This is a genomic window from Tropicimonas sp. IMCC34011 (assembly GCF_003390865.1).
Lineage (GTDB): Bacteria > Pseudomonadota > Alphaproteobacteria > Rhodobacterales > Rhodobacteraceae > Tropicimonas_B.
This window is the reverse complement of the sequence record NZ_QMEJ01000005.1, coordinates 390,551-403,158: the sequence shown is the minus strand read 5'-3', so window position 1 is coordinate 403,158 and position 12,608 is coordinate 390,551. Positions and strand designations below refer to the sequence as shown.

Sequence of the window (12,608 nt, the reverse complement as noted above, 5' to 3'; positions counted from 1 at the left end):
TGTTTCGCCCGTTTGAAGAGTATGGGCCGGCGCCACGGACGATGCGCCTCAGCCCTTCGAGGTCGCGCATCCCTCCGCTCCGGCAGTCGGAGCGGGGCGGGATGGCGACCATGCGTCCTGCATTCAGGCGTCGAGCGCCCGGCAATCTTCCGGCTGCCATCCGATTTCGATCGTCGTCCCGGGATCGAGACGGATCTGGCCGGGGGCGTTCCGGGTCTTGACGATGAAGTTGTCGTTCCCGGCGACCCGGAGCCGCGTCCGGAAGATGTCGCCCATGTAGATGAACTCAAGCACTTCGGCGTCGAGGGTGTGCGCATCGTCGGTCAGGCGATCCCGGCCGAACTCGACGCGCTCCGGGCGGATGGAGATCCGCGTGCGCTGGCCCGACTCGGTGACGTTGACCGGCATGGCGTCGATCACGCTGCCATTGTCGAGGCGCACGGTGCAGCGCTCGCCGGAAATGGTCTCGACCACGCCTTCGAGCGTGTTGTTCTCGCCGATGAACTGCGCAACGAAACTGTTCTTCGGAGCCTCGTAGAGCTCGTCCGGCGGAGCAAGCTGCTGGATGCGCCCGTCATCGAACACAGCGACGCGGTCGGACATCGTCAGCGCCTCGGTCTGGTCATGCGTGACGTAGACGACCGTGATGCCGAGATTGTCGGAGATATGCTTGATCTCGAACTGCATATGCTCGCGCAGCTGCTTGTCGAGCGCGCCGAGAGGTTCGTCCATCAACACGAGCTCCGGCTCGAACACCAGCGCCCGCGCCAGCGCGATCCGCTGCTGCTGGCCGCCCGAAAGCTGCGCCGGGCGGCGACCGCCGAAGCTGCCCATCTGGACCATGTCGAGCGCGCGGCGCACTTTCGCCTCCCGCTCGGACTTGCCCATCTTCCGCACTTCCAGCGGAAAGGCGAGGTTCTCGGCCACGCTCATGTGCGGAAAGAGGGCGTAGTTCTGGAAGACCATGCCAATCCCGCGCTTGTGCGGCGGGATGTTGTTGATCGAGTTGCCGGCCAGCTTGATCTCGCCATGGGTGGCGCTCTCGAAGCCCGCCAGCATCATCAGGCAGGTGGTCTTTCCGGATCCCGAGGGGCCGAGCATCGTGAGAAACTCGCCCTTCGGCATGTCGAGGTTGAGATCTTTGACGACGAGCGTCTCGCCGTCATAGCTCTTCTGCACGCGTTCGAATGCGACGAACGGCTCGTTGGATACGGCGTCCAGCAAGGGCGCTCCCTGTGTTGCGGGTGCCGGACATTCTGACGATCCGGCTTTGTTTGTGTGGACTCAGTTAAGCAAGACCTCGCTCACATTGCAATCGAAACGGCGCATACCCTCAGAACACAATGTTATGGACAGGCGGGCGCCCGGATCTCAGGCGGACCTGCGCAACGCTTCGGCAGCTCGCGCATCGGCGCCTCCACGCCCGTTCCCGCACGCCGTAGGGCTCAAGGGCACCGACAGATCTTGCAAACCTCTCGCGGCGATGCACCTCTGCCTGATGACAATGACACTCACACAGCGGCCAGCCGTCACGAACAGCGCCCCTCACGGGATCCGCGAGGTTCTGGCGCGTCTGGACGGGCTCACCGGGATGGACACCGTCTCGGTGCGCGATATTGTCGCGGCGTTCGGCCGGGACGCGTTCCTTCCGCTGATGATGATCCCTGCCCTCGTGGTCGTCTCGCCGCTGTCGGGCGTGCCTCTCCTGCCCACCTTCTGCGGCCTGATCGTCGCCCTCATCGCGCTCCAGCACCTCGTCGGCCGGCACAGCCTGTGGTTGCCCGGCTTCATCACCCGGCGGCAAGTCGCCGGCGCGCGGCTTCATCGGGCGCTGGTGCGGCTCGAGAGGTCGGCCTCATGGGTGGACCGGCACAGCCGCGACCGCCTGCAGACCCTTGTGCGCCCGCCCGGCGCGACGATCGCCGTCGCCCTCGCGGCGCTGTCCGGGGCGACGATGCCGTTTCTCGAACTGATTCCGTTCTCGTCCTCGCTCCTTGGAGTGGCGATCGTCCTGATCGCGGCGGGACTTCTGGCGCGAGACGGTCTATTCGTTCTTCTCGCCTTCCCGTTCATAGCGATGGCCGGGTCGATCCCGATCGCGGTCCTCGCCGGAGTATTGAGTACGCTTTGACAGATACGACCGATCCGAACCTCGCCCTCGAACGCCGCGCCGGTCTCCCCGACGCTCTCCGGGTCCTGCTCGAGGAATATCCTCGCGCGGGGTGGGAGGACGATCCGGGATATCAGGGCCTGATCGCCTTCTGGCTCGATCGGCACATGATGTTCCGCCGCCTGACCGAAGCGATGCGCGAGGCCTCCGAAGCCCGGCTCGACGGAACATCCGAGCCGGAGCGCTACGCGGCGGCCATGTCCCGCTACGGCTCCATGCTGGTCAGCCAGCTCCATGGCCACCACCAGATCGAGGACATGCACTATTTCCCGGTCCTGTCCGGAAAGGATGCCCGCATCGCATCGGGGTTCGAGCTTCTGGACAAAGATCACCACGCCCTCGACGGGCATATCGCGCGCTTCACGGACACCGCGAATGCGGCGATCCGCGCCAGCGACGGACAGACGTTGCCCGGCCTCGCGAAGGACGCAACGGGCGCCTTCCACGAGGAAATCGCGCGCTTCGAGACCTTCCTCGACCGCCACCTCCTCGACGAGGAGGAGCTCGTGGTTCCGGTCATCCTCAAATACGGCGCGTCGGGTCTCTAAAGACCGGACGCCGGAGCGCAGGGCCGGCGAAGCGAACGTCAGGAGATGTCACCGTGAGCAGAGTTTCGGACGATACCTACATCCTGACGGCCTCGGAGATCGCAAGTACGGAAGGGCTCGCAAAGACGCACTTCCTGAACACGGACGCCCGCCGCGTGAACAAGAGCCTGGGTGATTTGGCCGGACTGACCGGCTTCGGGTTTCACATCATCGAGGTAGAACCGGGCCACGAAACGACCGAACACCACGTCCACCATCACGAGGACGAATGCGTCTACGTTCTCGACGGAACAGCGACGGCGGTGATCGGAGAGGAAGAGTATCCGGTAGGTCCCGGGGACTTCATCGGCTACCGCAAGGGCGGGCACGCGCATTCGATCCGCAACACGGGCGACCGAACCTTGCGGTGCATCGTCGTCGGCGAGCGTCTGGCGCACGATGTCGTTGACTACCCACGCCTGGGGAAGCGCCTCTATCGCAACCGAGGTCTGGCCTGGAACGTTGTTGATCACGACGCGATCGATGAACCGAAGGCAGGCGCCAAAGAGTAGAGACGTTCCGCTTGGAACGGCGTGGGCGGATATTCGATGAGGACTGGCGTTTGCCGGGACTGCGTCGAAAGCCAAAATGTCCGTTCACCAGGCCTCACGCCCCGCAACACGCGATGCGGACAGTTCGGGTAGAGCCTGGGGGAGTGGTGCGTCCTACCGCAAAGGCAAGCGGAGTGGCCAACCTTCGACACTCAAGCGCGCTAAGGACGAGAATTTCCGGGGGAGGCTAGATGGGGGACCTGCCGCTCGAAGGCGAGTGATCCCCCAATCCTAGGGTCGGTCTGGTGCGGTTGAGAAGACTCGAACTTCCACGGGAGTTACCCCACAGCGACCTCAACGCTGCGCGTCTACCAATTCCGCCACAACCGCACTGTGACCGACAGGCGCGGTGTCTAGCGAAGGCGTCCGGGATTGGAAAGAGGTTTTTTCGCCTTCCCCGGATCACGCCACGGCAAGCTTCGACGGGGCAGCGCGGGACGTCTGGCGAAGCCGCGCGGGGAGGGCTAGGACAGCCTTGTCGGCAAGGGACATTCCCCATGGTGGACTGGATCACCTCGAACGATTTGCAGCCCTACGAGGCCGCGCTGTCCACCATGGAGGCGCGCGCTGCGGCGATTCGCGAGGGCAGAGCGGCCGAGGCCGTGTGGCTCGTCGAGCATCCGCCTCTCTACACCGCCGGCACCTCCGCCAAGCTCGCGGACCTCAAGGAGCCGGACCGGTTCGACGTGCACTGGACGCGGCGGGGCGGGCAGTTCACCTATCATGGGCCCGGTCAGCGCGTCGTCTATGTCATGCTCGACGTGGCCGCGCGGGGACGGGACGTGCGCGCCTTCGTCGCCGCGCTCGAAGGATGGGTGATCGACACCCTCGCGGAGTTCGGCATTCGCGGCGAGATCCGGGACGGCCGCGTCGGCGTATGGGTGACGCGGCCCGAGAAGCCCCCCCTCGCCGACGGGAGCCCGCGCGAGGACAAGATCGCCGCCATCGGCGTGCGGCTGAAGAAGTGGGTCTCCTTCCACGGCCTCTCGATCAACGTGGAGCCGGACCTGTCCCATTTCGGCGGTATCGTGCCCTGCGGCATCACCGGTCACGGCGTCACCAGCCTCGTCGATCTCGGCCTTCCGGTCACCATGCCCGATCTCGACGACGCGCTTCGGCGGACCTTCACGGGACGTTTTCCGCCCCTCGGGTGAGCCTCACGTGATCGCCGCGATCATGGCCCCGAGCGCCTCGCGCGGCAGGAGGAGCAGCATCCCGGGCGCATCGAAGGCGAGCCGCACCGGCCCGGTGACGCGGTTCGATGTGCCGATGCGCCCATCGGGGGAGAAGCCGATGCCTGCGATGGGCCATTCCAGCCCCTCCGAGAAGCCGCTGACCGGGGCGAGCGGGTAGAGCGACAGGCGGCTGCCCACCGGAAGGTCCAAGGCCATCTCCGGCCGCGCGGCGCAGATCACGTCATCGCTGCCGATCAGGATGCAGGGCCGATCGGCTCTCCGGACAAGGATCGTGCAATTGGCGAGGGCATGATCCATCCGCCCGCCGAGAAATCCGGCCGCCAGGATCAAGGGCGCGCTGACATGGCGCAGGGTCTTGTCGAAATCGGTGCTGTCCTGCTCCTCCACGCGCCGCAGGACCCCTTCCGGAAGCCGGGCAGCGACATCCTCGGGCAGGGAATCGAGGTCCCCGAACACCGCGTCCGGCTCGTACCCGAGTTCGAGCGCGCGCACGGCGCCGCCATCCGCACAGATCAGGCGGGGCGCCAGGGACAGCGCCTCGACCAGATCCCCGGCGCGGGCTTCGCCGCCACCGAGGAGCGTGATATTCTCGCTTGAGTGGACGATTTGGTCCGTCATGTCTGCGCTGTCCCCATTCCTGCCGGAATCAAATCAAGGTTTCGCCCCGGAATGATACTCGAAATGACCCACCCACGCGGTCATCTCCGGGAAAGGCGCCAGTCCTGACGGACCATTGCGCCGTGTTATCAGAAGGTGAGCACGTCGATGGTTGCAACGAGCAAGATTCTCACGGTTTCCTACGGGACCTTCTCGTGCACGCTGGAGGGCTTCGATGATTCCTTCGGGACGATGAAGGCCATTTCCGAGTATTTCCGGGACCTTGCCGCGGACGACCGGTACTTCGGCGCGGAGCCGCCAACCCCCGACGCGGAGATGCTCCAGCGCATCGTCGAGAAGGAAATCCACAGCCGCGTCGAGGCGCGGATGAGCGAACGGGGCCTGCTCCTGCGCCCCTCGGACGCTCCGGAAGACGATTCGGAGGAGGAGGCCCCGGAAACCGCGTCTGAGGAAAGTGCGACGAGCGGTGAACCTGTGTCCGATCCGGTCGCCGCGTCCTCGACCGATCCCGAGCCCGAGCCCGAGCCCGAGTCTGAGACGGAACCGCTGCCCGAGCTGAGCGAGCAGCCCGCGGACGCGCCTCGAATGGTCAGACGTGACGCGCCCCTGCCTCATTCGCAAGACCGCCGGGACACGATCCCCGAAAGCGTCGCCGCGAAGCTTGCTCGCATTCGCTCCGTCGTCGGCACCTCCCGCCCGATGACGGCCGGGCCGATCGTGGACACGGCGTCCTACGAAGACGAAGGCCCCGATCAGCCGCTTCCCACCGAGCCCGGCCAGTCCCCGGCCGCCATCGCGGCGATGCCGGGCGGCTGGACCATCGCGGAAACGGCTGACGAGGCTGCGGAAGAGCCGGAGAACGAAGCCTGGGGCGACCCTGTCGAGGAAGCGGAGGAGACCGAACCGTCCTCCACCGCCGCCGAGCAGATGGGATCCTCCCCCGACGCGGCCGATCCGGAAGATGCCTGGACGATATATGGCGAAGACGACCCCACCGGGGAGACCCCTGCGTACGATGCGGATGAACCGTCTGCAGAGGCTGTTGCCGAAACCGAGCCGACCGCTGCGGAGAGCGCCGAGCCCCACGAGGACGAGCTCCCGACGGCGGACCACGAGGCATCGACGGCTGGTGAGACAGAGGATCTTGCAGACGCCGTCGAGGCGGCCTCCCCCGAAGCAGGTGCCCCGATCGAGGCGGACTCCGAGCACGACGCCGCCCGGACCGAGGATGCGGATGCCGCCGAAGGGCCTGTGATCCCGCGGCGTCCGCGACTGATCCGCATGAAACGCCGAGCGCGGGAAGCCTCTCTCGCCGCGTTGCAGGAAGCCGCGAAGATCGTCGAAGAGGAAAAGGCGCTGGACGCGCCGAAAGAGGCGGATCCGCAAGCCAGCGCCCCCGCCGAACCGCCCGCATCCGAGCCGCCCGCCGCGCCTGAGCCGGCGAAGCCCGCGACCGGCGGCCTCAGCGACGAGGAGGAGGCCGAACTGCTCCGCGAACTCGCAGCGCTCGAATTCGATGACGAGGCCCCCTCCCCCGAGGATCAGGCAACGAAGAACGAAGGATCCGCGGCGTTTGAAAGTACCGCCGACGATGCAGACGACGCGTCCGATGAGGATGCCGAGAGGGCTCTCGCCATCGCTCTCGGAGACTGGGTGGAGGAAGACGAAACGGAAGCGGAGCCGTCCGCTGCGTCCCCCGAGCCCGCCGCCGTGGAAGAGGGCGAGGACGAGGATCGGTCCGATGCGGAGCTTGCGCGTATGCTGGCCGGCATCGGCGTTTCGACGACCGCGACGGAGTCTGTCGGGGACAGCGAGCCCGCACGCGCTGTAGATGCCCGCGCCGAGACCGATGCCACCGCCGAGGACAGCGAGGAGGAGGAGGTCGAGGCTGCCGATCCCGCAAGCGGCGAGGAGAGCGGCGCAGAGGACGACGAGGACGACGCCCCGGATACGAGGAAAGAGGCCGCGGCCGAACGCCGGGCGCGCGCGCTTCCCGATGCCGAGGACGAGGGCCGCGTCTCCCGCCTGATGGACGACGCCGATTCCCGCCTCGCCGGTCCGGAGCTTCGTCGCCGTCGCGACGCCATCGCGCATCTCAAGGCCGCCGTGGCCGCCGCGCGGGCGGATGAGCTTGGGCCGCGAGAGAACGAAGCCGAGGTCGCCCGCCCCTATCGAGACGACCTGGCCGACATCGTTCGCACGCGGAGTGGCCATGGAGACGAGTCAGGCCAGCAGGAAACGGACGACGCGGCACCGGAGCTTGGTGGATCCAGCGACGGCGATGACCTGACCACGGACTCAAGGGACGGGCCTGCCACCGGCGGCCCCGTTCGCCCCCGCCGCCCCGCGCGCGGCGGCCGTCAGGCCCACCGCACGGCGCGGGAGGCTGCGCCCGGCCCCTCGCCGCTGATCCTCGTCTCCGAGCAGCGCGTGGACCGACCGAGCGAACCCGTTCGCCCCCGCCGCGTGGCCGGCCAACTCGATATCGCGCCCGAAGAGACGTCGGAAAGCGTTGGAGGGGCCGAGGTCGAGGCGAGCTTCGTCGAGTTCGCGGAGCGAATGGAGACCCGCGGGCTGGAGGATCTGCTCGAATGTGCGGCCGCCTATTGCAGCACGGTGGAGGGCCGGCAGCATATCTCGCATCCCGAGGTCATGAAGCGCGTGCGCTCACTGGCCGGACACGAAGACCTGTCCCGCGAGGAGAGCCTGCGGTCCTTCGGTCTGCTGCTGCGGCAGGGACGCCTCGTGAAGCTCGGTCCGGGCCGCTTCGCCGTGGACCAGTCGTCGCGCTATGCGCGGGTGTCGCACTCGATGGCGGGGCAGTAACGGGGGACGGCGTCTTGCGGCAGAGGTGCCGGCCGGACCACCGCGCGACCCGCGACCCTTTCGTGATGATGACCCAAGACGGGCCGGGGCTGCTCCCCGGCCCGTTTTCGTTCAGCGCCCGGTCAGGAGCGAGTTGGGGCGGCGTTCGATGGCGCGGGCAAGGGAGCTGACCGCGGCCGCCGCCTGGGACACCTCGCGCAGCGCGGCGCGGGCATCGCGGTTGAGGTTGCCGTTCTCGCCATAGACGGAGAGCGTGCCCTCGGCCTGCGCCAGAAGCGATCCGATGCGGTTCACGAGCGCCGGAAGCTGGTCCGCCGCGCCGGCGATGCTGTTCGCGGCGCCGCGCGCCGAGGCGAGAGTCGCGTTCACGTTCTCCACCGTTCCGCCCTCGCGCAGCTCTTGGAGCGCGAGGTTCAACTGGTCCAGCGCGCCGTTCAGCGACGCCGGCAGCGCTCTCGCGTCCTCCGTGCCGATCAGGGCGTCGGCGGAATCGACCAACCCGGTCACTTCGGCGATCAGCTGTTCCACTGCCAGCGAGTTCGCCTTCGCCGCGACCGCCTGGATTTCCGCGACCAGATCCGGAACGCCTTCCACCGCGGAGGACACGTCCGTCGCAGCGGTGGATGCGGCCGTTCCGGCGTCTTCGAGCGCGGTCACGAGACGGCTGACGGCCTGCTGCTCGTTGATGTCCCGCAAGGCCTCCGTCACCTCGTTCACGGCAAGATCGAGACTGCCGAGGGAGCGGGTCAGGTTGCCCGGGAGGGCGATCGTGGAGCTGTCCGACAGAAGCGTATCCGCGCTGCGGGAGAGGTCGGTCGCGGACGCGAGGAGGGACTCGATGTCGAGCGCCTCGGCCTTGGCCGCGACCGCGCCGATCTGGTCCACCAGCTCCGGCACGCCTTCGAGCGAGGCGCCGACATCGCGGGCGGCCGCCTCGGCGGCATCGAGCGCAGCGACGAGGCGGCTCGCCGCTTCGGATTCGTTCAGGCTCGCGAGTGTCGTGTCCGCTTCGGCCAGAACGCCAGTCGCTTCGGTGGCAGCGCTCTGGACGCTGTCGAGCGCGGCGGAAAGGCTGGCCGGGATGGCTTGCGCCGCCTCCCCGCCCAGGATCCGGCCGGCCGACGCCACGACGCCGTTGGCCTCCGCGATCAGGGTTTCGAGGTCGAGCTCGTTCACCTTGGCCGTGACCGCCTCTATCCCGGCCAGAACCTCGGGCACACCCTCGGCGACGACGGCGATGCCGTCCGCCGCCTCGCCGGCGCTGTCCACCGCGGCGAGAATCCGGGAGATGCCCTCCTCCGCCTCGATCTGGGCGAGGATGGCCTGCACATCGGCCACTGCCGCGCCGATCCGCTCGGGCAGTTCCTGTATCTCCTCGCTGCTGACGACGCCGCGGACATCGGCGATGAGACCCGCGGCCTCGCCGGGAATACGCTGGGTATCCTCGCTGCCGATGAGGGTCGCGGCGTTGTCCATCACCCGGATGGCGGCGCCGAGGAGTTCCTCGATGGGCAGGTTGTTGATCCGGGTAAAGACACCCTCGGCGGTCGCGGCGACGTCCCGGACGTCGGAGGCGACGGTCGGCAGGACCGGGAACGGCTCCCCCTCGGGATCGAATGCGGCCGGTTCGGCGTCGTCTATCACGGCCAGTTCGACCTTCAGCCCACCGGTCAGGATCGAGCCGTTGATGAGACGTGCGCGGAGCCCCGCATCCACGCGATCGGCGAGGAAATCGAGGACCTCCTCGCGGCTGTCGGACGATCCGGCGAGGCCGAGTTGCTCGGCGCGGATCGAAAGCGTCGCAACGAGGCGCACCTGCTCGTCTCCGAACCGCTCCGGATCGACGAGGCCCGTCAGGTTGTCCACCTGACCGATCTGGAGACCGTTGAGAACCACCGGCGCCTCGGCCGAGAGACCGCTGACATTGTCCTCGAAGACGACGGCCACCTGGATCAGGTTGTCTCCGTCGGAGCGGGAGAACAGGCTGTTCATCGCATCGGACTGCGTGGGGAAGAGCGAGAAGACCTCGCCGTCCTCGATCGGCTGGCCGCCGGAGACAGCGGTCTCGAAGCTGATGCCGCCCGAGATCAACGCCCCGACGCTCTCGAAATCGACCTCGGCCCCGCCCGGCCCGATGGAGAAGGTGAAACCGGAGGTGTCCCAGAACCGGGTCTGCGAGGTGACGAGGCGATTGTGTGGCGCGGCAACGAACGCATCCGCCAGCACCGTCACGCCGTCCTCGGCGATGCGCGGCTCGCCCACGCGACCCACCTCAAGCCCCTTGTAGAGGATCGACGTCCCGCCGGAGATGCTCTCCCCCGGCTCGGCCCTGAGAACGAAGCGCAGGCCTTCCTGGTCGGGCCGGGCGACGGGCGTGCGCTCCAGACCCTCGAACCTGTAGCCCGCGCCCTGCGCCTCCTGATCCCACGAGCCTTCGATGTAGACACCGGACAGCACGGTTGAGAGGCCGCTGACGCCCTGCGCCGTGACCTCGGGACGGACGACCCAGAAGACCGCACTTTCGTCGATGTAGTCGGCGACGTCGTTGTCCACGCGGATGGTGACGTTCACGCGGGCCAGATCGTAGGTGAAGCCCACCTCCTCGACGACGCCGACGGCCACGTCCCGGTAGCGCAATTCCGTCTCGCCCTCGACGATGCCGGAGGCGTTCTGGAACGTCACCTCGATCAGCGGACCGCGGCTCTGGTAGTTGTTCCAGGCGATGGCGAGCGAGATCACCAGGGCGCCGAACGGAACCACCCAGACAACGCTGACGCGCTCCCAGATGCTGCGCCGGACGGGCTTGGTCTCGGTCTGCGGTATGTCGCGGTCGGTCACGCGGAAGGTCCTTCGGGAATGGGCGCGTCCGCAGGGCTGACCTCTTCGGGCACGCTGTCCTGCTCGAGGCTGTCCCAGATCATGCGGCTGTCGAAGGAGCGCGCGGACATCATGGTCAGAACGACGGAGAGGGCGAAGGTCAGGGCTGCGGGGCCGGGATGGATCGAGGCAACCACGGAGAGCTGCACGAGAGCGGAAAGAATGGCGACGACGAAGACGTCGATCATGGACCATCTACCGATGAATTCGACGAATTCGTAGAGCTGCATCCGCCGGTGGCCGGAGGTCTGCCAGCCGCGGCGGACGGAGATGGCGAGATAGGCAATTGCCACGAATTTCGCGATCGGGATGGCCACGGAGGCAACGAGGACGATCAGCGCCACGCCGGCGGCGCCGTGCGCGTAGAGGTCGAGCGCGCCGCCGACGATGGTGCTCGCCTGGTCGGACTGCAGCATCTGGGTGCGCAGCATCGGATAGAGGTTCGCCGGCACGTAGCAGAACCAGCCCGCGATCCAGTAGGCCCAGACGCGGCTGAGGCTCCGCGTGTCACGCGAGCGCAGGGGCTCCCCGCAGCGGCCGCAGAACTCGGTGCCACGGGGCCAGACCTTGGCGCAGACGGTGCAGCCGACGAGGCCGGCGTCTTGCGCCGTCGGGGTATGCCGGGGCGCACTCATGTCAGATGGGTCCCGGCGCGGCGGGCGCGGCTGTCCAGCTCGTGCCAGATCGTCCAGCGGCACATGGAGACATCCTGAAACACGGTCAGGACCACGAGCGCCCCGAACATCCAGAAGGCCGGCCCGAACTCGATCCGCGCCAGATCCGCGACCTTCACCAGCGCCACGCCGACCCCGATCACGAAGATCTCCGCCATCGACCAGGGCCGCAACTCCTCCGCGAGGCGAAAGCAGCGCGCTGCGCCGGGAAAGGGCGTACGGTCGGCAATGATCGGAGTGACGACGTAGAGCGTCAGCATCGCCCGCAGCATGGGAATGAGGATGATGAGCGCCGCCACAGCGATGGACAGGCCGACCATCCGCGGCCCGGAGAAGGCCAGCGCCGCGTCGAAGACCGAGCTTGCGTTGCGGAAGCCCTGCACCCGGATCTCGAGAAACGGAAAGAACGCCGCGCCGACGAGCAGGATCAGCACCGTCAGCGACAAGGTGGCGACGCGCACCACGGCCCCGGCCCTTGGCGCGATCAGGACGTGATGGCAGCGTGTGCACACCGCCCGCTCCCCCGGTTTCGGGACATGAACGACGTAGAGTGCATCACATTTCGGGCAGGCGATCAGATCGTCCGTATCCGGGGCGCCGGCAATGGACGCGGGCGTGAGCGCAGCATCTTCCATGAAATCGGTTCCCCTTCGCGGCGCTCAACGTACCATGCGTGGGCGCAAAGGAAAGATCACGGCCGGTCACGGGACCGCCATCGCCCTTTCCTGTCGTGCATCTGTTGCGATTCGGCATGCAAAGGCGACCGCATTCATAACGCTGGGTCAGGAAACATGCGTACATGAAAAGGGCCTGACAGCAGACCCGGAGATCCTTCGCCATGCCGAACCCGTTCGCAAACCGCTCCCTCTCCCTCTCCGGCCCGGCGCCGGACATCGCGCCCGTCGTGCCGGCGGACGGCGCGGACCTGCCCGCCATCGCCGTGGCGCTCTATGTCGAGACCGGAGGCACGCTTTCGGTCGTGACGGTCGCCGGGGAGAGCCGCACCATCGCGGTCGGGGATTTCTCGCTCCTTCCCGTCGGCATCCGCCGGGTGGAGGCGACCGGAACCACCGCGAGCGGGATCCACGCCCTGATCCACGGGTAAGGCC

Annotated in this window: 11 protein-coding genes and 1 tRNA gene; 6 read left to right on the top strand and 6 right to left on the bottom strand. The window is 67.5% G+C overall.

Annotation, left to right across the window (positions count from 1 at the left end; translation table 11 throughout):
- Positions 1-123 precede the first annotated feature (123 nt).
- Entirely contained in the window at positions 124-1,179 is a 1,056-nt protein-coding gene (locus tag DQG15_RS16275) for an ABC transporter ATP-binding protein (protein ID WP_370454195.1), read from the bottom strand.
- 319 nt (positions 1,180-1,498) lie between these two features.
- Here DQG15_RS16275 and DQG15_RS16270 point away from each other — a divergent pair, with 319 nt between their 5' ends.
- Genes DQG15_RS16270 through DQG15_RS16260 form a run of 3 tightly spaced genes read left to right on the top strand, consistent with a single transcriptional unit; the run spans position 1,499 to position 3,269 of the window.
- A complete protein-coding gene (locus DQG15_RS16270; RefSeq protein WP_232830895.1) occupies positions 1,499-2,131 on the top strand; it encodes an exopolysaccharide biosynthesis protein in 633 nt (210 codons plus the stop codon).
- Positions 2,128-2,718, top strand: coding sequence for a hemerythrin domain-containing protein (locus DQG15_RS16265; protein WP_116087074.1), 591 nt, complete (start codon positions 2,128-2,130; stop codon positions 2,716-2,718). The genes DQG15_RS16270 and DQG15_RS16265 overlap by 4 nt, the downstream gene beginning before the upstream one ends.
- A 53-nt stretch (positions 2,719-2,771) precedes the next feature.
- Entirely contained in the window at positions 2,772-3,269 is a 498-nt protein-coding gene (locus DQG15_RS16260) for a cupin domain-containing protein (protein ID WP_116087072.1), read from the top strand.
- A 282-nt stretch (positions 3,270-3,551) separates the two neighbouring features.
- On the opposite strand, the gene DQG15_RS16255 is transcribed toward DQG15_RS16260, so the two are convergent.
- Positions 3,552-3,638, bottom strand: a tRNA-Leu gene (locus DQG15_RS16255).
- A gap of 167 nt (positions 3,639-3,805) precedes the next feature.
- On the opposite strand from DQG15_RS16255, the gene lipB reads away from it, so the two are divergent.
- Positions 3,806-4,462, top strand: a complete 657-nt coding sequence (lipB, locus tag DQG15_RS16250) for a lipoyl(octanoyl) transferase LipB (RefSeq protein WP_116087070.1) — start codon at positions 3,806-3,808, stop codon at positions 4,460-4,462.
- Between the two features lie 3 nt (positions 4,463-4,465).
- On the opposite strand, the gene DQG15_RS16245 is transcribed toward lipB, so the two are convergent.
- Entirely contained in the window at positions 4,466-5,122 is a 657-nt protein-coding gene (locus DQG15_RS16245) for a thiamine diphosphokinase (RefSeq protein ID WP_116087068.1), read from the bottom strand.
- A gap of 147 nt (positions 5,123-5,269) precedes the next feature.
- On the opposite strand from DQG15_RS16245, the gene DQG15_RS16240 reads away from it, so the two are divergent.
- Positions 5,270-7,948: a hypothetical protein gene (locus tag DQG15_RS16240; RefSeq protein WP_116087066.1), complete on the top strand. Its 2,679-nt coding sequence runs from the start codon at positions 5,270-5,272 to the stop codon at positions 7,946-7,948.
- Between the two features lie 111 nt (positions 7,949-8,059).
- Here the strand turns inward: DQG15_RS16240 and DQG15_RS16235 are convergent, their stop codons facing one another.
- The 3 genes from DQG15_RS16235 to DQG15_RS16225 are packed head-to-tail and all read right to left on the bottom strand — an operon-like array spanning position 8,060 to position 12,134.
- A complete protein-coding gene (locus tag DQG15_RS16235) occupies positions 8,060-10,786 on the bottom strand; it encodes an MlaD family protein (protein ID WP_198665176.1) in 2,727 nt (908 codons plus the stop codon).
- Complete coding sequence (locus DQG15_RS16230) at positions 10,783-11,460, bottom strand: paraquat-inducible protein A (RefSeq protein ID WP_116087271.1); 678 nt, start codon at positions 11,458-11,460, stop codon at positions 10,783-10,785. The genes DQG15_RS16235 and DQG15_RS16230 overlap by 4 nt, the downstream gene beginning before the upstream one ends.
- Positions 11,457-12,134 carry a paraquat-inducible protein A gene (locus tag DQG15_RS16225; protein WP_116087061.1) on the bottom strand — a complete coding sequence of 226 codons (678 nt, stop codon included), beginning with the start codon at positions 12,132-12,134 and terminating at the stop codon, positions 11,457-11,459. The genes DQG15_RS16230 and DQG15_RS16225 overlap by 4 nt, the downstream gene beginning before the upstream one ends.
- Before the next feature lie 203 nt (positions 12,135-12,337).
- Between DQG15_RS16225 and DQG15_RS16220 the strand changes: the two genes are divergently transcribed.
- Complete coding sequence (locus tag DQG15_RS16220) at positions 12,338-12,604, top strand: hypothetical protein (protein ID WP_116087059.1); 267 nt, start codon at positions 12,338-12,340, stop codon at positions 12,602-12,604.
- Positions 12,605-12,608 lie beyond the last annotated feature (4 nt).